Origin of the sequence: Caulobacter segnis (genome assembly GCF_023935105.1) — a bacterium.
Classification (GTDB): domain Bacteria; phylum Pseudomonadota; class Alphaproteobacteria; order Caulobacterales; family Caulobacteraceae; genus Caulobacter; species Caulobacter segnis_B.
The window spans coordinates 4,676,464-4,702,615 of sequence record NZ_CP096040.1 but is presented as its reverse complement, the minus strand read 5'-3'; the positions used below and the strand labels follow the sequence as shown (position 1 = coordinate 4,702,615).

Below are 26,152 nucleotides of genomic sequence, written 5' to 3'. Positions count from 1 at the left end.
CGCCGGCCGGGCGCCGCCGGCGTGGGCGCGCCAAATCGACATTCAAAGCGAGCGGAAGGCTGGATCCTAGGCACAAGGCCTAGGAAGGCGGGGTATTTGATGCCGCGCGGTTGGGGGCGTTACCCCGCGCTGGCCGCGTCTTCGGCGTTCATGGTCTCGTCCGACCCGTGAGACCAGCGCTTGAGCACGGGCGACAGCGCCAGGAACCCAACCCCCAGCACCATCGCGATCCCGCCGATCCAGTTGAACACCGTCAGCGCGCGGGCCAGGGCCGCGCCGGGGTCCAGCACCTGACCGCCGACGGTCTCGGTGGCGGTCAGGCCGGCGACGAAGCCGCCGACGGTGTTGGCGATCGACACGGCCATGAACCACACCGCCATGACGAACGAGACCAGCGAGGCCGGCGACAGCTTGGTCATCTGCGACAGGCCGACCGGCGACAGGCACAGCTCGCCCGTGGTGTGCAGCAGGTACATCAGCAGCAGGAAGATCAGCGGCGTGCGGAAGGCGCCGTCGGCCAGGGGCGCGCCCAGCTGCAGGACGAGAAAGCCGGCCCCGACCTGCAGCAAGGCCAGGCCGAACTTGACGACCGGGTTGAGGTCCTTGCCGCGCGCGCCCAGCCAGGTCCACAGCCAGGCGAAGACCGGGGCGAAGATCAGCAGCCAGCCCGAGGCCAGGCCTTGGGTCTGGGCGGCGTTGAAGCTGGTGTCGATCCAGAAGGTCGCGTGGCGGTCCAGGCTGGCGGCGGCCATCTGCTCGGGCGTGGCCAGGGTGATCGCCCCGCCCAGCCAGCGCACCGGATGGGACACCAGGTCCAGCTGGACATTGGTGGCGGCGTACAGGTTCAGCGACGAGCCGGCCTGGTCGAACAGGGTCCAGAAGATCACCGCCCCGAAGATCAGGAACAGGGCCAGGGCCAGGCGCTCGCGCTCGACCTTGCCGCAGCGGGCGAACATGAACCACAGGACGTAGCCGAGCGACCCGACCATGCCGGCGATCAGGATGCCGCTGACCGCCGCCGTGCGCCGCACCAGGAAGAAGGTCGCCACCACGCCCAGCAGCGACAGGCCGTAGATCAGGGTCTCGCGGCTGATCGGGCCCAGCACCGGCTGGCGCAGGCGGGCTGGATCCGGCGGCTCGGCCTTGCCCTGCAGCAGCGGCTTGCCCAGCATGAAGACGACGAAGCCGGCCAGCATGCCCAGACCCGCCAGGCCGAAGCCCGCCCACCAGCCGACCGTCACGCCCAGCAGGCCGCACAGCAGCGAAGCCCAGAACGAGCCCAGATTGATGCCGTAGTAATAGAGGGTGAAGCCCGGATCCCGGCGCGGATCGCCTTGCGGATACAGCTGTCCGACGATGGTCGAGATGTTGGGCTTCAGATAGCCGACGCCGACGATGATCAGCGACAGGGCCAGCCACAGCACGTTCATGTAGACCGGGTCGCGCCCGGCGACGTCCAGTGTGTACTGGCCCTTGGGCAGCACCGCCGGGATCGCCGCGCCGGCCGGCAGGCCCTCGACCACGAAGTCGCCCGACTTGGCCGCCGAGACCGCGTAGAGCTTGTCGCCCACGACCAGTTTCGAGACCCGCCCCTCGCCGCGCCCCTCGGTGACGAAGGCGTAGGTGTGGCCGCCATAGGTCAGGGTCTGGGTCGCCGGCTTGCCTTCGATGGCCATGGTCATGTGGCCGGCGATCAGCAGCAGGGCCCCGAACACCACGGCCTTGCGGGTGCCCAGATAGCGGTCGGCGACGAAGCCGCCGATCAGCGGCAGCAGATAAACGAGCGAGATGTACGCGCCGTAGTGGGCCGCCGCCGTCTTGGGATCGAACAGGAAGTGCTGGGTCAGGTAGAAGATCAGGATCGCCCGCATGCCGTAGTAGGAAAAGCGCTCCCACATCTCGGCGAAGAACAGGATCAGCAGGCCGCGCGGGTGGTCGCGCAACAGCTGCAGCAGGACCGGTATCCCCGTCGCCAGGGTGACCAGGACGCCCAGGGCGATGACGATGTTCATGGACGGCCTCGGGACTTGATCAGTTCGGCTTCAGGACGACAGTGACCGGCTTGTCGGCCAGGGGCAGGGCGTAGGCCCCGCGCTCCAGCGCCGCGCCGACCGGGCGATAGGGGCGCTTGCCCGGCGTGGCGGCCTCGACGATCAGTCGCGCGGTCGCGGTCGTGGCGTCCCGGGCCGCCAGGGTCAGGGTCAGCTCGCCGGTGGCGGGCCGGTACTCGGCCGCCTCGATCTTGCCGGCCTCCAGGGTCAGCCAGGCGCCGGCCGGCTCGACGAACAGGCGCGCGCGAGCCCCGTCCTTGGGCGCGATCCGCACGACGCCGGGCGTCTGGGTGACGTCGCCGCCGAAGCCCAGCCAGCCGAAGGTCGGGTGATCGACCAGATAGGTCGCCGCCGCATAGGCATGGCCGAAGAAGCCCATGCCATAGTCGCCGCTGTAGGCGTCCCAGCTCATCATGTCCGGGGCCGAGTGGAACGCCGCCGACGAGAAGCCCTGCTGGTCGATATTGGTGATCCCGCCCATCAGCCCGCCATAGGCGACGCGCAGCAAGTGGAAGTCCTTCGGGTCGGCGCGATAGGCGTCGAACAGCGGCACGGCGTTCAGGGTCGAGCCGTAGTGGTGAATCTGGCGCTCGATGCGCGGAACCTTGCCGCCGTACAGGAAGTCCCAGTAGCGGCGGGCGTTGCCGTTATAGCCCCAGCTGGGGATCGTCGGGTCATAGGCGAGGATGACCTCGCGGGTCTCGTCGGCCTGCGGCTGGTGGCCGAAGAACCGCATCCAGGCATAGACCTCGGCTTGGCCGGTGGAGTCCCAGGCCATCTCGCTGCCGAACGGATAGGGCAGGGTCTTCCAGTGGTCGGCGCGCTTCTTCATCAGCGCCTCGACCTCGTCGGCCTGGGCGGTCATGCCCTCGCGGCGCAGGTCCTTGAGGATGTCGACGAAGACGTCGCCCTCCATCTGGCCGAACTCGGCGTAGTAGGGGGCGTCGCGCATCATGGCGACGACCGTGCGGTGGGCGTGGCCCAGGTACCAGCGCCAGTCGTGGTTCCGGACCAGGCCCTCGTGGTTGCGCGCCAGGCGGTAGAGCACCCAGTGGGCGATGGCCACGTGCGGATAGTTGTAGGACCGGCCCAGGTCCTCGGAGTCTTTCTTCGACCACGAGGCCCAGGTCGTCCAGTCCAGCTTGGGGTCGTAATAGGACGGCAGGGCGGCGGGGTCGTAATAGAACAGGCTCTTGCGCACGGCCCCGGCTTGCGGGCCGTCGGCGACCTGCAGGCGGCCCACGATCGTTTGGTCGACCATGCGCTCCAGCTTGGCGATCTCGGCGGCGTCGGGATTGTCCAGTTGCTTGCTGAAGGCCGCCACCCAGCTGCCCGCCCCGCCCTCGTCGCTGAGGCCGGCGATCCAGACCCGTTGGTCCTGGGTGACGATCCTGTCGGCTTGACGGTCGTAGGTCATGACGCTGGGGCCGCGCTTGAACGGGTCGGCGGGGTCCTCGAACCATTGCTTCGTCGTCGAGAACCGGCCCAGATCCGCCATCACCTGGTCCAGCGGCTTGGTGATGAAGTACGGGATCGCCTGCACCTGGCCGTCGGCATAGGTGATCGACAGCGTCGCCCGGCCCCAGCCCGACGCCTTGATGGCGTAGCGGGCCCAGCCGGCGCCGGTCTTGACGGGCGTGGCGGTCAGGGCGCCGGCGGGCAGGCTCTCGATCCGCGCCACCGGCTTGGGCGACTTCAGGAACAGGCTCAGCGTCTGGTCGGTCGGGGCGACATAGCCGGGGATCCCCACGGCCACCGGGCGGCCGTGGGCGACCAGGGTGTCCTCGATCGCCCGGATCGACGGCGCGGTGACCAGGCGCACGCCGATCACGCGGTGGGCGCCCGGCGCCAGGGTGAAGCTGGTCGGCGGGTTCCAGGGCTGGCCCGCGTCCTTCCAGTCCTGCTCGGCGAAGGCCTTGCTGGCGATCGTCCAGTCGTAGAAGCCTTCCGAGGTCTGGGCCCGCTTGCTGCGATCGGTGAAGATGTCGCCGGGCTTGGCGCCGGGACTGCCGGCCTGCTGGATCGGGCGATAGGCCTCCAGCGGCGTGGCGGCCTCGGGCAAAACCAGCAGGGCCGGGCCCTTGCCGTTCAGGCGGGTCACCTGCAGGTAGCCGGCGTCGCGGCCGATATAGGGATCGACGAAGCTGGCCTGGGCGTGGGCCTCCTCCAGCGAGCGGTCGGTGATGATGTTGTCGAACACCATCGGCAGGCCCAGCCCGCCGACCTCGACGGGCGCCTTCGAGGTATTGGTCAGCACGAAGCGCAGGACCAGGCCGCCGCGCTCGGAGACCCAGCGGCGCTCGATCCGCAGCGGCGAGTCCGCGCCCAGCGAGGCGGTGATGTCGGCCGCCGCCAGCACCGCGCCGCCGGCCGGCAGGGGGCGGATCGGCTGGCGCCGGTGGGCCGAGCTGAAGTCGCGCCACGCTCCGCCGGGGGCGCGGACGCGCAGGTGGATGTCGCCGACATGGACATAGCCGTCGCCGGCCCGCTCGGCCTCGCGTCCGCCGGGCGTGAAGTCGAAGGCCGGCTCGCCGACCGGCGACAGCCGCGCCAGGGTCTGGGTGTCGGTGCGCAGGTCCAGCTGGAACTGGGGGGTGCGATGGGCGGTCTTGGCGATCGGGGCGTAGACGGGCTTGGCCGGCGCCGCGGCGGCCGGGGCCTGGGCCCGCGCGACGTTCAGCGCCAGCGGCGTCGTGGCCAGCAACAGGGCCGTCAGGGCCAGCGGGCGAAGGTTCGTCATCTGGTCCTCGTCGGCGCGTGTCGAAAAAGCGTCACGACAGCTCAGCCGCTTGGCTCAACGGCGTCAAGGAAATTATACGATATAAGATCTCGAAATGTCGGCGCGCCAGATCCTCCCCTGCGCTGCGGGGGAGGTGGCCCGGAGGGCCGGAGGGGGCTAATGCGGCTCATGTCCACATGGCCCCCTCAGTCGCTCCGCGACAGCTCCCGTATCGCGGGGGAGCATAGAACCTTCCCTCAAGCTCGAGATTGACGCCTCGCCATAAACGGGTCACCTTAAGATCGTATACATTATCAAGTAGGGGTATTGCCCATGGCGACTCGTCGGGACCTGATGCTGACCGCCGCGGCCTTCGCCGCTTCCCCGGTCGTCAGCTGGGCGGCGGCGCCTGGCGGTCTGCCGGCCAAGGCCAAGCCCCTGCCGCTGTCGTCGGTGCGCCTGTCGCCGTCGCCCTACGCGACCGCCGTCGAGGCCAACCGGGCCTATCTGCTGCAGCTTAGCCCCGATCGCTTGCTGCACAACTTCATGACCTTCGCCGGCCTGCCGGCCAAGGGCGAACTGTATGGCGGTTGGGAAGGCGACACCATCGCCGGCCACACTCTGGGCCACTACCTGTCCGCCCTGGTCGTCATGTACGAGCAGACCGGCGACGCCGAGTGCAAGCGCCGCGCCGACTACATCGTCGCCGAACTGGCCCGCGCCCAGGCCAAGCGCGGCACGGGCTATGTCGGCGCCCTGCAGCGCAAGCGGAAGGACGGCAAGGTCGTCGACGGCGAGGAGATCTTCGGCGAGGTGATGAAGGGCGACATCCGCTCGGGCGGTTTCGACCTGAACGGCTCGTGGTCGCCGCTCTATACCGTGCACAAGGTCTTCGCGGGCCTGCTGGACGTACACCAGGCCTGGGGCAATCAACAGGCGCTGCAGGTCGCCATCGGCCTGGCCGGCTATTTCGAGCGCGTGTTCGCCGCCCTCGACGACGCCCAGATGCAGACCCTGCTGGGCTGCGAATACGGCGGCCTGAACGAGAGCTACGCCGAGCTCTACGCCCGGACCGGCGACAAGCGCTGGCTGGCCGTGGCCGAACGGATCTACGACCGCAAGGTGCTGGACCCGTTGGTCGCCCAGCGCGACGAGCTGGCCAACATCCACGCCAACACCCAGGTGCCCAAGCTGATCGGCCTGGGGCGGCTGTACGAGCTGACTGGCAAGCCCCAGGACGCCGACGCCGCGCGGTTCTTCTGGCGCACGGTCACCCAGCGCCACAGCTACGTCATCGGCGGCAACGCCGACCGCGAGTACTTCTCGGCGCCGGACACCATCGCGGCCCACATCAGCGAGCAGACCTGCGAGCACTGCAACACCTACAACATGCTGAAGCTGACCCGTCAGCTGTACAGCTGGAAGCCGGACGGGGCGCTGTTCGACTATTACGAGCGCGCGCACCTGAACCACGTGATGGCGGCGCAGAACCCCAGGACCGGCGGGTTCACCTACATGACGCCGCTGCTGACCGGCGCGGCGCGCGAGTTTTCCAACCCCGCCGACGATCCGTTCTGGTGCTGCGTCGGCACGGGCATGGAAGCCCACGCCAAGCACGGCGAGTCGATCTTCTGGGAAGGCGAGGGGACCCTGCTGGTCAATCTCTACATCCCGGCGGAGGCGCAATGGAAAGCGCGCGGCGCGGGGCTGAAGCTGGAGACCCGCTATCCGTACGAACCGGAGTCGCGCCTGACCCTGTCCACCCTGGCCAAGCCGGGGCGGTTCACCGTGGCCCTGCGGGTTCCCGCCTGGGCCGGCAAGGGCGTCAAGGTCAGCGTCAACGGCAAGGCCTTCGCGCCGAAGCTGGACGGCGGCTACGCCCTGGTCGACCGCGCCTGGAAGGCCGGCGACGTGGTGGCCATCAGCCTGCCGCTGGCGCTGCGCCTGGAGTCGGCGCCGGGCGACGAGAGCACCGTGGCGGTGCTTCGCGGGCCGATGGTGCTGGCCGCCGATCTCGGCCCGGTGGCCACGCCGTGGCAGGGCGTCGATCCGGCCATGGTCGGCGAGAACCTGCTGAGCCGCTTCCAGCCCGTGGCCGTGGAGAAGGCGACCTATGTCGCGCGCGGGATCATGCGCCCGGCCGACCTGACCTTCGTCCCATTCTACAGCCAGTATGAGCGCCGCAGCGCCGTCTATTTCCGTCGCTTCACCGAAGGCGCCTGGAAGACCGAGGAGGCCGCGTTCCTGGCCGAGCAGGCGCACCTGAAGGACATCAGCGCCCGGTCGGTGGATGTCATGCACCTGGGCGAGATGCAGCCCGAGCGCGACCACAACCTGACCTCCGAAATCTCGTATCCGGTGGCCTATCGCAACCGCAACGGCCGCGACGCCCGCTCGGGCGGCTTCTTCGAGTTCGACATGAAGGTGCGTCCCGGCCCGCTGATCCTGCAGGCCACCTACTGGGGCGAGGAGCGCAAGCGGCAGTTCGACATCCTGGTGGACGGGGTGAAGATCGCCACCCAGCAGCTGCAGGCCGACCATCCGGGCAAGTTCTTCGACGTCGAATATCCGGTGCCCGAGGCCCTGACCCAGGGCAAGACCAAGGTCCGGGTGCGCTTCACGCCGCCCGAGCGCAACACGGCCGGCCCGGTGTTCGGGGTGCGCCTGTTCACGGCCCAGCCCGCCAAGCCGGTCGCATGACCCTCGCGCCGGATGCCGACACGGTCCGGCTGTCGCTCGACGAGGCGCGGAGCCTGGCGCGGCGGGTGCTGAGCGCGGCGGGCCTGTCGCCGGCCCATGTCGAGGCGGTGGCCGAGACCATGGTCGCCGGCGAGCGTGACGGCTGCGCCTCGCACGGCCTCTATCGCCTGCTGGTGGCCACGGACAGCATCGCCAAGGGCGTGGTGTCGGTCGACGCCGTCCCGGCGCTGGACGAGCCCGCGCCGGCGCTCGTGCGGGTCGATGGCGGCGGCGGCTTCGCCCAGCTGGCCTTCGAGCGCGGCCGGCCGCTGCTGGTCGAGAAGGCGCGGCGGTTCGGGATCGCCGCCCTGGCCCTGAACAACGTCGTCCACTTCGCCGCCCTGTGGCCCGAGGTCGAGGCCCTGGCCGGCGAGGGGCTGGTCGCCCTGGCCTTCACGCCCAGCCACGCCTGGGTCGCGCCCGAGGGCGGGACCCGGCCGGTGTTCGGCACCAACCCCGTCGCCTTCGGCTGGCCGAGACCGGGGCGGCATCCGTTCGTGTTCGACTTCGCCACCAGCGCCACGGCGCGGGGTGAGATCGAGCTGCGCCGCCGCGCCGGCCAGCCCGTGCCGGCCGACTGGGGCTATGACGCCGACGGCGCTTCGACGACCGTGGCCAAGGAGGTCCTGGCCGGGGCCATGCGCACCTTCGGCGGCCACAAGGGCTCGGCCCTGGCGGCGATGGTCGAGCTGCTGGCCGGACCGCTGATCGGCGACCTGACCAGCCAGGAGTCGTTGGACGCCGACGCCGGCCGCAAGGGCTCTCCGCTGGGCGGGGAGCTGATCCTGGCCCTCGACCCGGCGGGCTTCCTGGGCGCCGCCGCCGGCCAGCACCTGCAACGCGCCGAGGCGCTGTTCGAGGCCATCCAGGCCCAGGGCGCGCGCCTGCCTTCGGAGCGCCGCTACGCCGCCCGGGCGGTCAGCGCCCACGAGGGCGTGACGATCCCGGCGGCCCTGCACCGCGACATTCTCAAGCTGCTCGAACGGAAGGACTAGCCATGCGTCGTCACGGACTCTTCGACACGGCGGTGGTCTGCGCGGTGGCGGCGGTGACGCTGTCGGCGGGACCGGTCCTGGCGGCGCCGTCAGCCGACCAGCGCTTCACCACGCTGGCCGACGGCGAGTACGCCTGGCGCAAGGCCCAGATGGGCCCCAGCGAGGATGGGCCGAAGTCCGAGCGTTTCAAGCTTCCCGACGTGGGCGCGAAGGTCCAGGCCGAGCGGCTGGCTCGCTGGACGCAGGTGTCGAAAGAGCTGGCCGCGATCCCGGTCGCCAAGCTCTCCAAGGTCAACCAGGTCAACTACGCCGTCTACAAGGGCCAGATCGACGCCCTGCTGGCCGAGCAGCGCTACCGCGAATACGAAAAGCCGCTGAACGCCGACAGCAGCTTCTGGGGCGACGTCGCCGAGTCGGCGCGCGACAGCCTGCTGACCGAGGCCGACTATCGCGCCTACATCGCCATGCTGCGCGACATGCCGCGCTATTACGACCAGCAGATCGTCAACATGCGGGCCGGGCTGAAGCGCGGCTTCACGCCGCCTCGGATCACCCTGCAGGGCCGCGACGCCGGCGTGGGCCTGGTGGCCGACGCCGCGACGCCGCAGGACTCGCCGTTCTACGCGCCGTTCAAGAAGACCATGCCGGCCGTGATCCCGGCCGAAACGCAAGCCGCCCTGCGTCGCGAGGCCGCCGAGGCGATCACGGCGGCGGTGGTCCCGGCCCACGCCCGCCTGCGGACCTTCCTGCGCGACGAGTACATCCCCGGCGCCCGCACCGCCCTGGCCGCCTACGACATGCCCGATGGCCAGGCCTATTACCGCTCCAAGGTCGCCGAGTTCACCACCACCGACCTGACGCCCGAGCAGATCCACCAGATCGGCCTCACCGAAGTGGCCAAGATCCGCGCCCGGATGCTGGAGGTGATGAAGGAGGTCAAGTTCGAGGGCGACCTGCCGGCCTTCCTGACCTATCTGCGCACCGATCCGCGCTTCTACGCCAAGACCCCGCAGGACCTGCTGGACCGCGCGGCCTGGAACGCCAAGCGCTTCGACGGCGTGGCCTCGCAATGGTTCGGCCGCCTGCCGCGCAGCCGCTTCGCCATCAAGCCCGTGCCCGACGAGATCGCGCCGTTCTACACCGGCGGGCGCGGCGGGCCGGGGATCTATCTGGTCAACACCTACAACCTGCCGTCCCGCCCGCTGTACTCGCAGATGGCCCTGACCCTGCACGAGAGCGCGCCGGGCCACGCCTTCCAGATGCCGCTGGCGGCCGAGAACAAGGACCTGCCGGCCTATCGCCGCGACACCTACCTGTCGGCCTATGGCGAGGGCTGGGCGCTGTACTGCGAAGCGCTGGGCGAGGACATGGGCCTATACGATACGCCCTACGACCGCTTCGGCATGCTCAGCTACCAGATGTGGCGGGCCGCGCGGCTGGTGGTCGACACCGGCCTGCACACCAAGGGCTGGACCCGCGAGCAGGCCCAGAAATACCTGCACGACAACACCGCCATGGCCGACCACGAGATCCAGACCGAGGTCGACCGCTACATCGCCTGGCCGGGTCAGGCGCTGTCCTACTACATGGGCATGCTGGCCTTCGTGAACGCCCGCCACCGGGCCGAGCAGGCGCTGGCGCCGAAGTTCAACATCCGCGCCTTCCACGACGCGGTGCTGGAGCTGGGCTCGGTGCCGCTACCGGTGATCGACGCCCGCGTCGACCAGCTGATCGCCGACGGCGGCAAGGGCCCCTATCCCGATGTGGAGTGAGGCCCCGCCCGTCGCGATCCACGCGCCGGGCAACCCGATCCTGGCCGACGGCCGCTACTACTCCACCGACCCCGCGCCGCTGGTGGCGGGCGACAGGCTGTGGATCCTGGCCGGCCGCGACGAGGCCGCGCCGGACGTCGACGACTTCATCATGAACGAGTGGCAACTGCTGGCGACCCAGGACCCGGCGTCCGGCGACTGGACCCACTATCCCGCCATCGCCCGGCCCGAGGCCGTGTTCGCCTGGGCCGAGCCGGGCCGCGCCTATGCCGGCCAGATCGTCCAGGGGCGCGACGGGCGGTTATGGCTGTACGCGCCGGTTCTGCAGAAGGCCGACACGAGCAAGGACCGCTTCGCCATCGGCGTGGCCGTCGCCGACGCGCCGACGGGACCGTGGACCGACGCCCATCCGGCCGGCCCGATCCTCTCGCAGATGGTTCCAGAGCCGAACACGATCCAGAACATCGACCCGACCGTGCTGATCGACGACGACGGCCGGGTCTATATCTACTGGGGCACCTTCGGGCGGCTGCGCGCCATGGAGCTGGCGGCCGACATGGTCACGCCCAAGGGGCCGGAGCACGTTATCACCGGCCTGGACGGCTTCTTCGAGGCCCCGTGGCTGATGAAGCGCCAGGGCGTCTACTACCTGCTCTATGCCGGAAACACGGTCGGGCCGGACTGCACGCCGACGCTCTATCACGCCTGCATCGCCTACGGCACGGCGACCTCGCCGCTGGGGCCGTGGACCTATCGCGGGGTGATCCTCAAGCCCGTGTCCTCGACCACCTCCCACCCCGGCGCGGTGGCGTTCAAGGGACAGTGGTGGCTGGCCTATCACACCGCCGACGCCAAGGGCGGCGGCCACTTCCGGCGCAGCGTGGCGATCGATCGGATGGCCTTCGACGACCGGGTCAGCCCGCCGGCCATCCTGCCCATCACCCCGACCCGGCGACCCGCTCCGCCGCCCGCGCCCAGCCGCGACATCGCCGGCCGAGCGACCGCCACCGCCTCGAACGTCCCGATCCCGGTGCGTTACTGGATCAAGGCGCTGAACGACGGGATCGTCCGGCCGACGCCCTTGCCGCCCGACCTGTGGGGCGCCGAGCCCGGACCGGCCAGCCAGTGGCTGGAGTATCGCTTCGACACGCCCGTGACCCTGAACGGCGCGCGCATGCGGTTCTGGGCCGATGCGTCGGCCAAGATCGCCGCGCCCAAGGCCTGGCGGATGGAATACTGGGCGGACGGCTGGAAGCCGGTGCGCGATCCGAAGGGCTTCGGCGTGGGCGTCGACGCCTTCCAGCCCGCCAGCTTCGCGCCCGTGACCACGCGCTGCGTTCGCGCCGTGCTCGACACCGCCGGCGCGGGTGTCGCCGTGCAGGAATGGGAAGTGCTGGCCCCGACGGCCCAGCCGCCGCGCGCGCCTATCGCCGCCACCGCGCCGCCCTGCGACCTGAAACCCTGATCGATCCTGCTGGAAGGGAGACCGCCATGCTCCGCGCTCTGACGACGCTTTCACTCGCGGCCGCCGTGACCCTGGCCGCCGCGCCCGCCCAGGCCGCGACCCCGCTGGACGGCGTCTGGCTGTTCGACAAGGCGCCGTCCTTTCCGGGCGTCACCATGGTCCAGCTGTCCAGCCAGGGCGGCAAGCCCAAGGGCGTGGTGACCTCGGCCTGGTACGGGGCGATGGAAATGCAGAACCTGGTCGTCAAGGACGGCAAGGCGACGTTCGAGCTGCGCAATCTCAACGACAAGGCCCACCCCACCCGCCAGTGGACGGCGGTGCTGGACGGCAAGGACCTGAAGCTGGTCGGCGACTTCTGGTACGCCCACGCCGAGCAGACCGGCCGGCGCGGCGCGGCCAGGGACGCCAAGGCCCGGACCTTCAAGCCCACGACCCTGCCGCCGCTGGCGACCCTGGCGCCCGACGGCCAGGCGCGCACGCCGCCGATGGGCTGGAGCAGCTGGAACAAGTTCGCCGAGAACATCGACGACAAGACCGTCCGGGCCATGGCCGACGCCCTGGTCGCCAACGGCCTGCGCGACGCGGGCTATGTCTATGTCAACATCGACGACGGCTGGCAGGGGACGCGCGGTCCCGATGGGAGCTTGCGCCCCAACGCCAAGTTCCCGGACATGAAGGGCCTGGCCGACTATGTCCACGCGCGCGGGCTGAAGCTGGGGATCTACAGCGCCCCGGGCCCGAAGACCTGCGCCGGCTACGAGGGCAGCTACGGCCATGTCCAGCAGGACGCCGGGACCTTCGCCGCCTGGGGCGTCGACTATCTGAAGTACGACCTGTGCTCGGGCGAGTGGTTCTATGACGACGCCGACAAGGTCCAGCGGACCTATTACGAGATGGGCGCGGCGCTGCGGGCGACCGGGCGGCCGATCGTCTATTCGCTGTGCGAGTACGGCCGCTTCGATGTCGGATCCTGGGGGCGCGAGGTCGGCGGCCACCTGTGGCGCACGACCGGCGACATCACTGACGACTATCCGACCATGGCCAAGATCGGCTTCGACAAGAACGGCAAGCCCGAGCACGCCGGCCCCGGCGGCTGGAACGATCCGGACATGCTGGAGGTCGGCAACGGCGGCATGAGCCACGACGCCTATGTCACCCACATGACCCTGTGGGCGATGTCGGCCGCCCCGCTGATGATGGGCCACGACCTGCGCCAGACCAGCCCCGAGGTGCTGAAGCTGCTGACCAACCGCGAGGTGATCGCCGTCGACCAGGACGCCAAGGGCGTCCAGGGCCAGGCGACGCGGCGCGAGGGGACGACCGAGGTCTGGAAGAAGCCGCTGGCCGACGGTTCGGTGGCCCTGGCCCTGTTAAACCGCGGCGACGCCCCGGCGACGATCGCGGTGACGGCGGCGGACGCGGGCTTCGGATCGCTGGAGTCCGTGCGTGACGTCTGGGCAGGGGCCGACCTCGGCGCGTCGTCGACCAGTTTCGTCGTGCCGCCGCAGGGCGCGGTGCTGCTGAAGGCGAGGGGGCGACGCTCCACTGGGGCGAAGCATTTCACCGTGTCATCCCGGCCGCAGCGAAGCGGAGAGCCGGGACCCAGGGGCAACCGCACAGGGCTTGGCCCCTGGGTCCCGGATGCCTCTGCGAGGCTTCCGGGATGACACCGGTTGTGGATTGGCCTTCCTTCCGGAAAGCCGCTCACCCCGCCAACTGCTGCTTCAGGTCGGACAGCGTGCCGCGGATGTGGTTGGCGGTCAGGGCTTCGACGGCCTTGGCGTCGCCGCGGATCCAGGCGTCGAGGATCTCGCGGTGCTCGCGGCTGGCGCGTTCGTCGCGGCCGTTGGGCTCGAGGTGCACCCGCACATAGCGCTCGGCTAGGATCTGCAGGCGTTCCATCAGCTGGAAGGTGATGTGGCCGCCGGGGCGGATCATCGCCAGGTGGAAGGCGCGGTTGAAGCTGACATGGTCGCCGTCGGGCTTGGCCAGCTCGGCCTCCAGGGCGGCCAGGGCCTCCTCGGCGGCGGCGTGGTCCTCGGGCGTGGCCCGGACGCAGGCCTCGGCCACCGCGCCCGGCTCCAGCTTCAGGCGCAGGGCGAAGACCTCGCTGGCCTCGTCGGTCGACAGGTCGCGCACGACGTAGCCGCGATTGGGATAGGACTTCAGCAGGCCGTCCTGCTCCAGCCGGCCCAGGGCCTCGCGCAGCGGGATCTTGCTGACGCCCAGCTCGGCGGCGATGACATCCTGGCGTACGGCGGTCCCCGGCTGCATCGCCCCGACCAGGATGCGGCGGCGGACGATCTCGTAGGTCTGGTCGGACAGCGAGCGGACGACGATGTTCATAGGCGCGCGATAGATCTCTTTGGCGGGCGGCGAGCGCCCCTCCGCGATGCAGGAGGCGTTATCGTATACCGTCGCCCACCGGGCGGCGGGAGTCTAGATCACCTGAAAACCGGCCCAGAACGCATCGGCGCGGTCGATCCAGAGGATATTGTGGCCCGTGGCGATCGCCGAGCCCTCGATCGAGGGGATGATCGCCTTCTGCCCGGCCAGCTCGGTTTGCGCCTCGACGCGCCCGATGAAGCGGCTGCCGATGATGCTTTCATGGACGAAGGCGTCGCCGACCTCCAGCTTGCCCTTGGCCGCCAGGTGGGCCAGGCGGGCCGAGGTGCCGGTGCCGCAGGGGCTGCGGTCGATGGCGCGGTCGCCGTAGAACACCGCGTTGCGGCCGTCGGCGTCCGGGGCGCGCGGGGCGTCGGCCCACAGCACGTGGCTGACCCCGCGAATGGTCGGGTCCAGCGGATGCACCGGCTCGTAGGCCTCGCGCACCAGGGTCCGGATGATCGGGCTGAGCCGCAGGATCTCGGCCGCGCCCAGGGCGTCGATGCCGGTGTAGGGGCCTTGCGGCTCGACGATGGCGTAGAAGTTGCCGCCGTACGAGACGTCGACGGTCAGCGGGCCGAAGCCCGGCACGTCGATCTGGATCCCTTCCTGGGCCAGATAGGCCGGGACGTTGCGGATCTTGACGGCCGTGACCCGGGCGCCCGAGGTCTGGTAGGTGATGTCGATGACCCCGGCCGGCACCTCCAGCCGCAGCTTGCCCGGCTCGCGCGGGGTGACCAGGCCGTTCTCCAGGGCGAAGGTGACGATGCCGATCGTGCCGTGGCCGCACATCGGCAGGCAGCCGCTGGTCTCGATGAACAGGATGCCGGCGTCGCAGTCGTCCTGGGTCGGCGGATACAGGAAGCCGCCCGACATCATGTCGTGGCCGCGCGGCTCGAACATCAGGCCGGTGCGGATCCAGTCGAAGCGGGCGAGGAAGTCCTGTCGTCGGGCGCTCATCGTGTCGCCGCGCAGCAGCGGCGCGCCGCCGGCCACCAGACGCACCGGATTGCCGGCGGTGTGGCCGTCGACGCAGAAGAACGTGTGACGCATGGACTTCCTCTTTAGAGCGCTAGGCCGCAGCGGCCGAGGCCAGCACCGGCCGGGTGGCGGCGGCTTCCTCGACCATGGCGACGACCTGGGCGCGGCGGGTGCCGGCCAGGGGCAGGCGCGGCAGGCGCACGTGTTCGGTCCCGCGACCCATGATCGTCTCGGCCAGCTTGATCGACTGGACCAGGTCGTGCTCGGCGTCCAGGTGCAGCAGCGGCATGAACCAGCGATAGATGCGACGCGCCTCTTCCAGGTCGCCGCGATCGACGGCGGCGACCAGGGCCACCGACTCTTGCGGGAAGGCGCTGGTCAGGCCCGAGATCCAGCCTCGGGCGCCCAGCAGCAGGCCTTCCAGCGCGACGTCGTCGAGGCCGGCCATCAGGATGAACCGCTCGCCGAACGCGCGGGCCAGATCGGTGAAGCGACGCGTGTCGGGCGCGCTTTCCTTGACCGCCACGATGGTCGGCTCGTCGGCCAGGCGGGTCAGCACGCCCAGGGTGATGGCCGCGCGGTAGGCCGGCGGGTTGTTGTAGAGCATGATCGGCAGGCCCGAGGCCTGGGCGACCGTGCGGAAGTGGGCTTCCAGCTCGGCTTCGGTCGGCACGTAGACCATGGCCGGCAGGGCCATCAGGGCGTTGGCGCCCAGGGTCTCGGCGTCCTTGGCGAAGGCCGCGGCGCGGGTCGTGGTCAGCTCCGAGACGCCGACGATGATCGGCACGCGGCCGGCCACCACCTCGACGGCGGCCTTCAGCAGGGTGCGCTTCTCGTCGGGCTCCAGGGAGTTGTTCTCGCCGCAGGTGCCCAGCACCACCAGACCATGCACGCCATCCCGGATCAAAGCGTCCAGCACCTGCTGGCTGGCGTCGATGTCGATGGTCAGGTCAGGATTGAACTGGGTCGTGGCGGCCGGGAACACGCCCGACCAATTCATGGAACTCATACGCCTTGCACCTCCGGCTGCTTCGGATACTGTATACGAAATGGAGCGGCGGAGGTAAAGCCTGGGTGGACAGGAAGTCGGGAACCTTGGTGGTCGGGGGTGGCGTGGTCGGCAAGGTCTGCGCCCTGGCGCTGCGGCGCGCCGGCGAGTCCGTGACCCTGCTCGATCCGCAAGGCGCGTCGCCTCCGGCCTCGTATGGCAACGCCGGCCACATCGCCACCGAGCAGACCGCGCCCCTGGCCTCGCCGGCCGCCCTGGCCTCGGCGTTCCGCCGCCTGTTCGGCCTGGGCGGCGCCCTGGATTTCCGGCTGTCCGACATCGGCGCCTGGGGGCCGTGGGCGGCCCGTTTCGTGGCGGCCTCGACACCTGACGGCGCGGCGCGCGGACAACAGGCGCTGAGCGCGCTGTTGCGCGACGCCCTGCCGGCTTGGCGGCGCCTGGCCGAGAGCCTGGGACGCCCCGACCTGCTGGTCGAGCGCGGCCACCTGGTGGTCTGGGAGAGCGCCGCCACCGCCCGCGCCGGACGCGCGGCCTGGGAGGCAGCCGACATCGGCCAGGCCCGGCTGACGTCCTTGGCCGAGCCGACCCAGGCGCGGCTGCAGCGGCTGATCCAGCCGGCGATCGCGGGCGGCGTCGCCTTCCAGAACACCGGCCAGGTCAGCAACCCGGCCCTGATGCTGCGCCTGCTGGACGAGGCCTTCGAGGCCGCCGGCGGCCAGCGGCGGATCGGCCAGGCTCGGCGGTTATCGGTCGTCGACGGCCGCGTGGCGGTCGAGCTGAGCGACGGCCAGCGGCTGGCGCCCGAGCGGGTGCTGGTGACCGGCGGCGTCGGCTCCGGCGCCTTGATGCGCGGCCTGGGCCATGCGGCGCCGATCATCGCCGAGCGTGGCTATCACCTCGAGGGCGGGGCCGACCACTGGGACGACCTGCCGCCGGTGGTGTTCGAGGATCGGTCGATGATCCTGACCCGGTTCGGCGATCGCCTGCGGGCCGCCAGCTTCGTCGAGTTCGGCCGCGAGGCCTCGCCGCCCGATCCGCGCAAGTGGGCCCGGCTGCGGCGGCATCTGTCCGAACTGGACGTGCGCCTGGAAGGTCCCGTCGCCGAATGGATGGGCGCCCGGCCCACCTTGCCCGACTATCTTCCGGCCATCGGCGCCAGTCGGCGGGCCGACAATCTTTACTATGCGTTCGGGCACCAGCATCTGGGCTTGACCCTGGCGGCGACGACCGGCGAGTGGGTCGCGGCCCTGATGGGCGGCGCGGCGGCGGGGATCGACCTGGCGCCGTTCGACCTGGCCCGGTTCGAGCGCGGATACAAGACGAGGAGCAACCCATGACCCTGGGCGTCGGCGGTTCGACCATGGACGCGCAACTGGCGGGCCTTTCGCCCCGGCCCGGGCGTCCGCCGGCCATCACGGTCACCGAGTATGAGGCGCGGCTGGAAAAGGCGCGGCGCCTGACCGCCGCCCTGGGCGCCCAGGCCCTGCTGGTCGGGGCCGGGACCAGCCTGCGCTATTTCACCGGCGTGCCCTGGGGCGCGACCGAGCGGCTGGTGGCCCTGCTGCTGCCGCTTCGCGGGCGACCGATCATGATCTGCCCGGGCTTCGAGCTGGGCTCGCTGCAAGCCGACCTGAAGATCGAGGCCGATATCCGCCTGTGGCAGGAGCACGAGGACCCGGCCGCCCTGGTGGCCCGCGCCCTGTCCGAGGTCGGGGCCGACACGCTGGCCCTGGATCCCGCCGCGCCGTTCCTGCTGTTCAGCGCCCTGGGCAAGGTCGCGCCGTCCCTGAAGGCGACCGACGCCACGCCGGTCATCGACGGCTGCCGAGGCGTGAAGTCGCCGGCCGAGTTGGCGCTGATGCGCTACGCCAAGGCCATCACCCTGGACGTCCACCGTCGGGCCGGGGCGATCCTGGCGGCGGGGATCACCGCCAGCGCGGTCAAGCGCTTCATCGACACCGCCCACCGCGCGGCGGGCGCCGACGGCGGCTCCAGCTTCTGCGCGGTGCAGTTCGGCCTGGCCACGGCCTATCCGCACGGCCTGCCCGGCGACCAGGCCCTGGAAGAGGGCGACCTGGTGCTGATCGACACCGGCTGCCAGGTCGAGGGCTACAACGCCGACATCACCCGCACCTATGCCTTCGGCGAGCCCGGCGACGAGCATCGCCGGATCTGGGACATCGAGCACGAGGCCCAGGCCGCCGCCTTCGCCGCCGTGCGTCCGGGCGTGCCCTGCGAGGTCATCGACCAGACCGCCCGCCAGGTGCTGGAGCGCCACGGCCTGGGTCCCGACTACGCCCTGCCGGGCCTGCCGCACCGCACCGGCCACGGCATCGGCCTGTCGATCCACGAGGGGCCCTATCTGGTGCGCGGCGACCGTACGCCGCTGGCGCCGGGCATGTGCTTTTCCAACGAGCCGATGATCGTGCTGCCCGACCGGTTCGGCGTGCGGCTCGAAGACCACTTCCATGTCACCGAGGACGGCGCGGCCTGGTTCACCCAGCCCTCGCCCTCGATCGACGCGCCGTTCGGCGAGGCCTGACCGCGGGCCGCCGGCCACATTCGTTCCTGGGGGAGATCACATGAGTTTCTGGACCCGCCGCAAGGCGCTGGACGCGATCGTTGCGGTCGAGGCCGATCGCCGGCTGAAGCCGACCCTGTCGTGGCCGCACCTGCTGGCCCTGGGCATCGGCGCGATCATCGGCACCGGGATCTACACCCTGACCGGCATCGGCGCCGAGCGCGCCGGGCCGGCGGTGATCCTGGCCTTCGCCGCCTGCGGGGTCCTGTGCGTGTTCGCCGCCCTGGCCTATGCCGAGGTCGCGACCCTGATCCCCGCCGCCGGCAGCGCCTACACCTATGCCTATTCCGTGCTGGGCGAGGGCCTGGCCTGGATCGTCGGCTGGAGTCTGGTGCTGGAATACGCCGTCACCTGCGCGGCCGTGGCGGTCGGCTGGTCGGGCTACATGGTCGGCCTGCTGAAGAGCGCGGGGATCAGCCTGCCGCCCGAGATCCTGGCGGGCCCCCACGCCGGCGGGATCATCAACCTGCCCGCCGTGCTGATCACCCTGGCGGTCACCGCCCTGCTGGCCAAGGGCGCGCGCGAGAGCGCCACGCTGAACATCTTCCTGGTGGTCATCAAGATCGTCGCCCTGGCGGTGTTCGTCGCCCTGACCTTCACGGCCATCAAGGGCCAGAACTTCACGCCGTTCATGCCCTATGGCTTCGCGGCCCATACCGAGGGTGGCCATCCGCGCGGGGTGATGGCGGCGGCCGCCATCGTGTTCTTCGCCTTCTTCGGCTTCGACGCGGTGTCGACCTCGGCCGAGGAGGTCAAGAACCCCAAGCGCGACCTGACCATCGGCATCATCGGCTCGATGATCATCTGCACCATCATCTACATGCTGGTCGCCGCCTGCGCGGTCGGGGCCTGGCCCTATGCCGAGTTCGCCCGCTCGGGCGAGCCGCTGGCGTTCATCCTGCGGGGCCTGGGCCATCCGGCCGCCGCCTTCGGCATCGCCGCCGCCGCGATCATCGCCCTGCCCAGCGTCATCCTGGTGATGATGTTCGGCCAGACCCGGGTGTTCTTCGTCATGGCGCGCGACGGCCTGCTGCCGCGCAACCTGGGCAAGCTGCACGCCAAGAGCGGCGCGCCGGTCACCCTGACCCTGATCACCGGCGCGGTGGTGGCGGTGGTCGGCGGCTTCCTGCCGCTGGATCAGATCGCCGAGCTGTCCAACGCCGGCACCCTCTTGGCCTTCATCTGCGTGGCGGTGTGCCTGATGGTGCTGCGCGTGCGTCGGCCCGACCTGCCGCGCCTGTTCCGCTGCCCGGCGGCCTGGATCGTCGCGCCCTTGGCGGTGGTGGGTTGCCTCTACTTCATGGCCAGCCTGCCGATGGGCACGCTGATCCGCTTCCTGGCCTGGAACGTGATCGGGCTGATCGTCTATCTGGCCTACAGCCGGCGGACCAGCCTGCTGGCCTAGGTCAGATTGTACTCCGGCTTGGCGTAGGTCCCGATCAGGTCGACGCCATAGACGTTGTGCGTGACCTGGTCGGCGAACAGGGCGTCGGCCGATTTGGCGTAGACGCCGACATGCTCGCTCTCGGCGGCGGCCAGCAGGAAGCCGACCACGGCCGCCTTGGTCCCCAGGCCGCCCAGGCCGTCGCCGCCGTAAGAGGCCAGGTAGTCGGCCCGGGTCATGACGACGCCGTTCAGGGTGAAGCTGACGTCCAGCATGTCGTGGACCTTCTGGTCGGTCGGCGTCGCCCCGAAGACCACGGCATAGGCCTTCTTGGTCGCGTCATAGAGCGACAGGCCGCCATAGGCCGCGGAGAAGGCGGCCGCGCCCTCGCCGTTCTTGCCCAGGTTCACCGCGAAGTTGATGTAGCGGTTGGCGTCGTTGAACGACTGGTAGTAGGCGCTGTTCAGGTTGGTGGCGTTGACGCCGTCCGGATTGACCAGGAAGTCCATGCCGGCCGCGCCGGGCGTCTTGCCGGTGAAGAACTGGTAGGACAGCACGGCCACGGCGCTGGTCGAGGTCGCCGCCTTGGTCACCAGGGTCAGGGCGTCCGCATAGCTGGTTCCCGAGGCCATGGCGGTGGCCAGGCTCTTGGTCGTCGCCTCGGCGCTGGCGCTGAGGGCGTTCAGGCGCAGGACGCTGGTCATGGCGGCGGCGACGCGGCTGTCGACCAGCCAGACCGTGCGGTCCGAGAACGCCAGGTTCTCGATGTTGATGACGCTGTCGGTGTCGGTCGAGGCGCTGTCCTTGACCGACCAGCCGCCGTCGCTCCTGGCGGTGATGACATAGGTGGCGGACTTGCCGGCATAGACGGCGGTGTCCAGCCCCGCGCCCCCGTCCAGCACGTCGCTGCCCTGGCCGCCGGTGATGCGGTTGGCGACGGCGTTGCCGTTGATGGTGTCGGCCGCCGACCCGCCGATGGCGTTCTCGATCGTCGCGCCGATGGCGATGGTGACGTTGCCGGTCGAGCCGCCGACGCTGGAGAAGTAGCCCGGGCGCAGGTCTATGGTCTGGGCGACCTTGTAGCCCGTGAAGTCGAAGGTGTCGGTCCCGCCGGCGTCCCAGACGGCGAAGACCAGCTTGCTCGACGCACTCGTGGCGCTGAACACGTCGCGCCCGGCGTTGGAATTGAAGCCGTAGACCGTGTCGCCCGTGCGGGTGGTCATGTTGGCGCCATAGGCCAGCTGGGCCGCGGCGATGTCGTCCAGCAGCGGGGCCGAGGCGTAGACCCCGCCGAACGCGCCGCCGGTGTTGCTCTCGCCGAAGTACGACATCACCGTGTACTGGCGGCTGTCCTCGTAATAGCCGGCGTTGGCGGCGTAGGTCAGGGTGGTGTTGGCGTCGGCGTCGTAGTCGCCCGGGTGGGCCAGGCCGATCGCGTGGCCCAGCTCGTGGACCAGCACCATGCCGCCGTAGTTCGTGCCCGTCGGGTTGGCGTTGTAGCCGAGGCTGGAATTGATCCAGACGTCGCCCGAGATGCTGCTGGCCGTGACGTTGCCGGGATAGTAGGCGAAGGCGGCCGCGCCGGACTCGCCCGAGCTGTAGTTGCCGAACAGGATGGCGGCGTTGTTGCTGTAGGCGCTGGCCCCGGTTCCCTCGCCGACGCGGACGAAGGTGATGTTGGCCACGTCCGACCAGGCCTGCAGCGCCTTTTCGGCCTGAAGGATCTGGGTGGCGGAAAACTGCGAGAAACCGCTGGTGTCGCTGGGCATGCTGGTTGGCGCGGTGGCGCGGAACGCATAGGTCACCGTGAAGGCGGTGTTCAGGGCCGCCGACCAGCCGGGCTCGCCGCGCAGCAGCTGCGAGGCGGCCTGGTCGACGGTCAGGCTGGTCTTGCCGGCCACGACCCCCGCGCGGGAGTCGGCGTTGACGAAGGCGTTGGGCGTGTCGCCGCCCGCGATCACCGCGGAATCGTCAGACGCCAGAGGAAACGGTTCAACACTCACGACGAAACTCCACGCGCCCTCGCCGGGAGTATGACCAAAAGAAATTTCTCCTGCAATCTCGGCTATTTGCGACAAGTGATCGCAGTTCTTCGGCCAAGCTAAGCGTCGCTGGATGATGGCGGGCGGCGCCATAATTTTCTGTTTGGCCAGCGCTTGTGGCTCAAAAGCAACACCCGATTCCGGACATGGCGCGTTTGTCGTGCTGAGCGCCGGGACAAGTCGGGCCCGCGACATTTTGTAGAGAGGGTATTGAGATGAAAATGCGGTTGCTGGTTGGCGTCGCGGCGGTTGCGCTGAGCGCCGCCTCGGGCGCCCTGGCTCAAAGCGCCACGAGCGGCTTCTACGTCGCGGCGGACGCCGGCTACCACGAGCCGAAGGACGTCAAGGCCACGTCCTCGAACGGCTATCAGTGGAACTTCGGCAGCGACCATGATTGGTCGGCCTTTGGGCGCCTGGGCTACAAGTTCACCCCGAACTGGCGCGTGGAAGCCGAGTACGGCTATCGCCCCAGCGACATCCAGGGCGTGCGCGGCAACGGCCTGTCGGGCGCTCAGCCGATCGGCCTCTGCACCGCCGGCGTCGGTCGCTCGGCCTCTTCGCCGGACTGCGGCGAGCCGGTGGGCAAGTTCAAGGCTTCGACCTTGATGGCCAACGTCATCTATGACTTCGCGCCGAACTCGGCCCTCAACCCGTTCGTCGGCGTCGGCGCCGGTACGGCTTGGGTGCACAACAAGGTCTACGGCCAGCTGTCGGGCGTTCCGGCCGGCGCGGCCCGCTTCCAGAACACCAGCTTCGACGACGTCGATCAGGCGTTCGCCTACCAAGGCATCGTCGGCCTGGGCTGGAACTTCGCCACCAACTGGTCGCTGGACCTGACCGGCCGCTACCTGGAAACCAAGAAGCTCGACTGGGGTTCGGTGACCCAGAACGCCGGCCCTCCCGGTGGCACGATCACCGACGTCGGCACCTTCTCGGGCAAGTACAAGGACACCTCGGTGACCCTGGGTCTGCGCTACACCTTCGGGTCGGCGCCGCCTCCGCCCCCGCCCCCGCCGCCTCCGCCGCCTCCGCCCCCGCCGCCCCCGCCGCCTCCCCCGCCGCCGCCGCCGCCGCCTCCGGCCGCTCCGGCCTACGAGGCCCGCGAGTTCGTGGTCTACTTCCCGTTCGATCAGTACGTGCTGACGCCGGAAGCCCAGGCCGTGGTCCAGCAAGCGGCTGAATACGCCAAGGGTGGCGGCGCTTCGAAGATCGTCGTGACGGGTCACACCGACACCTCGGGTTCGGATCGCTACAACCAGAAGCTCTCGGAACGCCGCGCCAAGGCCGTCGCCGATGGCCTGGTCAGCCTGGGCGTCAACGCCACGGCTCTGGCGGTCGACTGGAAGGGTGAAAAGGATCCTGCGGTCGCCACCGGCGACGGCGTGAAGGAACCGCTGAACCGCCGCTCGACGGTGTCGATCACGTTCTAAAAATAAGAAACTAGATTGGTGGGGTGATTGGGGGTCGGCCTTAGGGCCGGCCCCCAAGCCTTGTCTGGAGTCATGCTTCCCCGTTTCACGGGGGAGGAGAAACGAAAAGACGCTCCCGATGGGGCGTCGGGAGCGTCCAATTCCGGCGGACCAAGAGGGCGGAGGACCGCCGTCACGCGGCCGGCTTGAGGGCGCCAACCTGACGTGGGTTCGGTGGCGCCGGGCACGGAAAGGGGCCGCCCGCGACGCTCCTATAACCGTGTTCGACTATACGCCGACGCCCGGGACGCGCGAGTCGAAACGAGCAGCTTCGACCCACTGCGACAAAACGCGCGGCAGCGGCGAGGGGACGTCCAGCATCCTGGCGACCAGATGCTCGGCCAGCAGCGGCGCCAGGCACAGGCCACGCGAGCCCAGCCCCGTCAGCACCAGCACGCCGTCCTGGCGAAGTCCCGCCAGCGGCAGGCGATCGGCCGTGGTGGCGCGCACCGCCGCGCGGCCCTCGAACGTCCGTCCCGCCAGTTGCTCGGCCAGGTCCGGCAGGCCCTTGGCCAGGGTCGCCAGGTTGCGGTCGTGATCCTCGGGCCGGACGTCAACGGCGGTCTGGCCCCGGTCGTGGGTGGCGCCGAACAGCACCCCCGTCCGGGTCGGGACCGCATAGCCGCCGAACGCCGTGGGCCGGGTCGAGACTCCGTCGGTCCAGCTGGCCTGGCCGCGCACCGGGGCAAGCGGAAGGTCCGGGGCCAGGGCGTTCGTGTCCGCGCCGCCGGCCAGGGCCACGCGGTCGGCGCGCACGATCAGCGCGCCGGCGCCGTCCAGCAGCCGCCAGCCGTCCCCGTCGCGTTCCAGCCGGGCGACCCGGCGGCGGATGACCGCGCCGGACCAGGCGGCGGTGATCGCCGGCGGCTCGACCACCAGCGCCGCGCGCATGGCCATGGCGTGGGCGTCGGTCACGGCCATGGTTCCGGGCTCGAACAGGTCCTGGCCCGCGACCGTGGCGAAACGGGCCGGATCGCGCTCGGTCTGAGGCAGTTGCAGCACCTCGCGGGCGACGATCGCCTCGGGCATGGCCTCGTACAGCGTCACGGCGCGGGCGAAGGCCTGGGCGTAGAGGGCCGCGCGCGGGCCGCCGCCGGCGTCGAGGGCGGGGGTGACCAGGCCGGCCGGATTGCCCGAGGCGGCCACGCCGTCCGGATCGTCGATCACGGTGACGGAGAGGCCCTCGGCGCGGGCGGCGCGGGCCAGGCTGGCGCCGGCGATCCCGCCGCCGATCACGGCCAGGCTGGCCGGGCGTGGCGCGGTTTCGCGAGCATCCGGCAACCAGGCCTCCAGCCGCTCGCGCTTGCGGCCGAAACCGGGACGCTTGGCGACCTCGAAACCGGCGGCTGAAAGCCCGCGTCGCACGGCCCCGGCCACGGTGAAGGTCGCGGCGCGGGCCCCGGGGGCCGAGCGCGCGGCGACGGCGGCCAGCACCTCCTCGCGCCACATGGCCGGGTTGAGGGCGGGCGAGAAGCCGTCCAGGAACCAAGCGTCGGCCGCCCCGTCCCAGGCCTCCAGCGCCTCGACCACGTCCATCACCGCCAGGTCGAGCACGGCGTCGAAGCCGGGCAGGTCGATGCGGTGAAAGCCGCGCGCGCGGCCGGGCCAGTGGTCCAGCAGCACTTGCGCCGCCTCGCCCAGCTCCGGCCAGTGGGCCAGGATCCGCGCGGCCTCGTCGCGATCCAGCGGATGGGCCTCGATCGAGAAGATGTGGAGCTTGCCGCCTTCGGGTTTCGCCCCGCGCCACAGGCCCAGCAGGGCGGCGATGTTCAGGCCCGAGCCGAAGCCCAGCTCGCCGACCACGAAGTCGCGGCGCTCGGCGAACCGTTCGGGCAGGCCGCAGCCGGCCAGGAACACCGCCCGCGTCTCGGCCAGGCCGTCGACGCTGGAGAAATAGACGTCGCCGTACAGGCTGGACTGCGGCAGGCCGTCCTCGCGCCAGATCAGCGGCGATGGGGTGGTGGGGGTCATGCGGCTGCTAGAGCGCTGGCGGGGGGCGGGGTCAAGGCTCTTTCAACCCCCGTCTCCCCGGCGAAAGCCGGGGCCCAGATTCATCCGGAGCCTTAGACGTGAATGCGAAAGAGCGCCGCGCGAAGCCGCACGGCGCTCTGGGTTCGACCTGGGTCCCGGCTTTCGCCGGGAAGATCGGGGCTTTGTTGGCCTAGTGCGCCGCCTTCTTCTCTTCCGGCTTGGGCGCGTCGGCCGGGGCCGAGGTCGCGCCGGTGGCGGCCGCGTCGGCGGCGGTCTGGGCGGCGGCGTCGGCGGGATCGGCCGGGGCGGCCGCGGCGTCGGCGGCGGCCTTGTTGGCGTCGGCGGCGGCCTGGTCCTTGGCCGAGGCGGCGTCGGTCACGGTCGAGGCGTCGGCGGCCGCGGCCTTGGCGGCGGCGTCGTCGGCGCCGGCTTCCTCATGCTTGCCGCCGCAGGCGGCCAGCGACAGGGCCGAGACGGCCAGGCCGGCGATCAGGAACTTGCGGAGCATGCTGGTGTTCATCGGACTTCCCTTGGCGACGGTCGCCTTGTCGACGACGGCTTCGGGCGAAGGAATACCGGTTCGGATCGC

The 26,152-nt window shown here is 70.5% G+C and carries 16 protein-coding genes and 2 pseudogenes; 10 read left to right on the top strand and 8 right to left on the bottom strand.

Translation table 11 applies throughout. The annotated features are described in order from the left end of the window. Positions 1-119: 119 nt before the first annotated feature. Complete coding sequence (locus tag MZV50_RS21950) at positions 120-2,012, bottom strand: peptide MFS transporter (protein ID WP_252631455.1); 1,893 nt, start codon at positions 2,010-2,012, stop codon at positions 120-122. Positions 2,013-2,031: 19 nt separating this feature from the next. Further along, positions 2,032-4,791 (bottom strand): DUF5695 domain-containing protein, encoded by a 2,760-nt coding sequence (locus MZV50_RS21945; RefSeq protein ID WP_252631454.1) that lies wholly within the window; start codon positions 4,789-4,791, stop codon positions 2,032-2,034. A 312-nt stretch (positions 4,792-5,103) separates the two neighbouring features. On the opposite strand from MZV50_RS21945, the gene MZV50_RS21940 reads away from it, so the two are divergent. The 6 genes and pseudogenes from MZV50_RS21940 to MZV50_RS21915 form a co-directional block, all read left to right on the top strand. Next, complete coding sequence (locus MZV50_RS21940; protein WP_252631453.1) at positions 5,104-7,470, top strand: glycoside hydrolase family 127 protein; 2,367 nt, start codon at positions 5,104-5,106, stop codon at positions 7,468-7,470. Then, a complete protein-coding gene (locus MZV50_RS21935) occupies positions 7,467-8,504 on the top strand; it encodes an Ldh family oxidoreductase (protein WP_252631452.1) in 1,038 nt (345 codons plus the stop codon). The genes MZV50_RS21940 and MZV50_RS21935 overlap by 4 nt, the downstream gene beginning before the upstream one ends. A gap of 2 nt (positions 8,505-8,506) precedes the next feature. Beyond that, on the top strand, positions 8,507-10,276 hold the full coding sequence (locus tag MZV50_RS21930; RefSeq protein WP_252631451.1) for a DUF885 domain-containing protein: 1,770 nt from the start codon (positions 8,507-8,509) through the stop codon (positions 10,274-10,276). Next, on the top strand, positions 10,266-11,741 hold the full coding sequence (locus tag MZV50_RS21925) for a family 43 glycosylhydrolase (protein WP_252631450.1): 1,476 nt from the start codon (positions 10,266-10,268) through the stop codon (positions 11,739-11,741). The genes MZV50_RS21930 and MZV50_RS21925 overlap by 11 nt, the downstream gene beginning before the upstream one ends. After that, positions 11,660-13,255 (top strand): annotated as a pseudogene (locus tag MZV50_RS26615) (glycoside hydrolase family 27 protein); the annotation flags it as partial. The gene MZV50_RS21925 and the pseudogene MZV50_RS26615, both read left to right, overlap by 82 nt. A 31-nt stretch (positions 13,256-13,286) precedes the next feature. After that, positions 13,287-13,412: pseudogene (locus tag MZV50_RS21915) on the top strand (hypothetical protein); the annotation flags it as partial. A 33-nt stretch (positions 13,413-13,445) separates the two neighbouring features. Here the strand turns inward: MZV50_RS21915 and MZV50_RS21910 are convergent. The 3 genes from MZV50_RS21910 to MZV50_RS21900 form a co-directional block, all read right to left on the bottom strand. Beyond that, positions 13,446-14,087, bottom strand: a complete 642-nt coding sequence (locus tag MZV50_RS21910; protein ID WP_252631449.1) for a GntR family transcriptional regulator — start codon at positions 14,085-14,087, stop codon at positions 13,446-13,448. Between the two features lie 93 nt (positions 14,088-14,180). After that, entirely contained in the window at positions 14,181-15,179 is a 999-nt protein-coding gene (locus MZV50_RS21905; RefSeq protein ID WP_252631448.1) for a 4-hydroxyproline epimerase, read from the bottom strand. A gap of 19 nt (positions 15,180-15,198) precedes the next feature. Further along, positions 15,199-16,116 carry a dihydrodipicolinate synthase family protein gene (locus tag MZV50_RS21900; RefSeq protein WP_252631447.1) on the bottom strand — a complete coding sequence of 306 codons (918 nt, stop codon included), beginning with the start codon at positions 16,114-16,116 and terminating at the stop codon, positions 15,199-15,201. Between the two features lie 65 nt (positions 16,117-16,181). Between MZV50_RS21900 and MZV50_RS21895 the strand changes: the two genes are divergently transcribed. From MZV50_RS21895 to MZV50_RS21885, 3 genes are read left to right on the top strand one after another with little or no spacing between them, the layout of a single operon-like run. Continuing rightward, positions 16,182-17,453 carry an NAD(P)/FAD-dependent oxidoreductase gene (locus tag MZV50_RS21895; protein WP_252631446.1) on the top strand — a complete coding sequence of 424 codons (1,272 nt, stop codon included), beginning with the start codon at positions 16,182-16,184 and terminating at the stop codon, positions 17,451-17,453. Then, entirely contained in the window at positions 17,450-18,658 is a 1,209-nt protein-coding gene (locus MZV50_RS21890; RefSeq protein WP_252631445.1) for a M24 family metallopeptidase, read from the top strand. The genes MZV50_RS21895 and MZV50_RS21890 overlap by 4 nt, the downstream gene beginning before the upstream one ends. A gap of 40 nt (positions 18,659-18,698) precedes the next feature. Beyond that, entirely contained in the window at positions 18,699-20,102 is a 1,404-nt protein-coding gene (locus tag MZV50_RS21885) for an amino acid permease (RefSeq protein WP_252631444.1), read from the top strand. Here MZV50_RS21885 and sapA read toward each other — a convergent pair. After that, the gene (sapA, locus tag MZV50_RS21880; protein WP_252631442.1) at positions 20,099-22,084 is read right to left on the bottom strand and encodes a protease SapA; all 1,986 of its coding nucleotides are present in this window, start codon (positions 22,082-22,084) and stop codon (positions 20,099-20,101) included. The genes MZV50_RS21885 and sapA overlap by 4 nt on opposite strands. Before the next feature lie 254 nt (positions 22,085-22,338). Between sapA and MZV50_RS26530 the strand changes: the two genes are divergently transcribed. Continuing rightward, positions 22,339-23,553 carry an OmpA family protein gene (locus MZV50_RS26530; protein WP_289781885.1) on the top strand — a complete coding sequence of 405 codons (1,215 nt, stop codon included), beginning with the start codon at positions 22,339-22,341 and terminating at the stop codon, positions 23,551-23,553. A 267-nt stretch (positions 23,554-23,820) separates the two neighbouring features. Here the strand turns inward: MZV50_RS26530 and mnmD are convergent, their stop codons facing one another. Both mnmD and MZV50_RS21855 read right to left on the bottom strand, forming a co-directional pair. Beyond that, entirely contained in the window at positions 23,821-25,563 is a 1,743-nt protein-coding gene (gene mnmD, locus MZV50_RS21860; protein WP_252631441.1) for a tRNA (5-methylaminomethyl-2-thiouridine)(34)-methyltransferase MnmD, read from the bottom strand. A 190-nt stretch (positions 25,564-25,753) separates the two neighbouring features. Further along, a complete protein-coding gene (locus MZV50_RS21855; protein ID WP_252631439.1) occupies positions 25,754-26,083 on the bottom strand; it encodes a hypothetical protein in 330 nt (109 codons plus the stop codon). Positions 26,084-26,152: the final 69 nt, after the last annotated feature.

Bases quoted from the DNA above. Each gene is read 5' to 3' on its own strand.
- MZV50_RS21950 (WP_252631455.1), bottom strand. From the start codon at position 2,012: ATGAACATCGTCATCGCCCTGGGCGTCCTGGTCACCCTGGCGACGGGG.
- MZV50_RS21945 (WP_252631454.1), bottom strand. From the start codon at position 4,791: ATGACGAACCTTCGCCCGCTGGCCCTGACGGCCCTGTTGCTGGCCACG.
- MZV50_RS21940 (WP_252631453.1), top strand. From the start codon at position 5,104: ATGGCGACTCGTCGGGACCTGATGCTGACCGCCGCGGCCTTCGCCGCT.
- MZV50_RS21935 (WP_252631452.1), top strand. From the start codon at position 7,467: ATGACCCTCGCGCCGGATGCCGACACGGTCCGGCTGTCGCTCGACGAG.
- MZV50_RS21930 (WP_252631451.1), top strand. From the start codon at position 8,507: ATGCGTCGTCACGGACTCTTCGACACGGCGGTGGTCTGCGCGGTGGCG.
- MZV50_RS21925 (WP_252631450.1), top strand. From the start codon at position 10,266: ATGTGGAGTGAGGCCCCGCCCGTCGCGATCCACGCGCCGGGCAACCCG.
- MZV50_RS21910 (WP_252631449.1), bottom strand. From the start codon at position 14,087: ATGAACATCGTCGTCCGCTCGCTGTCCGACCAGACCTACGAGATCGTC.
- MZV50_RS21905 (WP_252631448.1), bottom strand. From the start codon at position 15,179: ATGCGTCACACGTTCTTCTGCGTCGACGGCCACACCGCCGGCAATCCG.
- MZV50_RS21900 (WP_252631447.1), bottom strand. From the start codon at position 16,116: ATGAGTTCCATGAATTGGTCGGGCGTGTTCCCGGCCGCCACGACCCAG.
- MZV50_RS21890 (WP_252631445.1), top strand. From the start codon at position 17,450: ATGACCCTGGGCGTCGGCGGTTCGACCATGGACGCGCAACTGGCGGGC.
- MZV50_RS21885 (WP_252631444.1), top strand. From the start codon at position 18,699: ATGAGTTTCTGGACCCGCCGCAAGGCGCTGGACGCGATCGTTGCGGTC.
- MZV50_RS26530 (WP_289781885.1), top strand. From the start codon at position 22,339: ATGAAAATGCGGTTGCTGGTTGGCGTCGCGGCGGTTGCGCTGAGCGCC.
- mnmD (WP_252631441.1), bottom strand. From the start codon at position 25,563: ATGACCCCCACCACCCCATCGCCGCTGATCTGGCGCGAGGACGGCCTG.
- MZV50_RS21855 (WP_252631439.1), bottom strand. From the start codon at position 26,083: ATGAACACCAGCATGCTCCGCAAGTTCCTGATCGCCGGCCTGGCCGTC.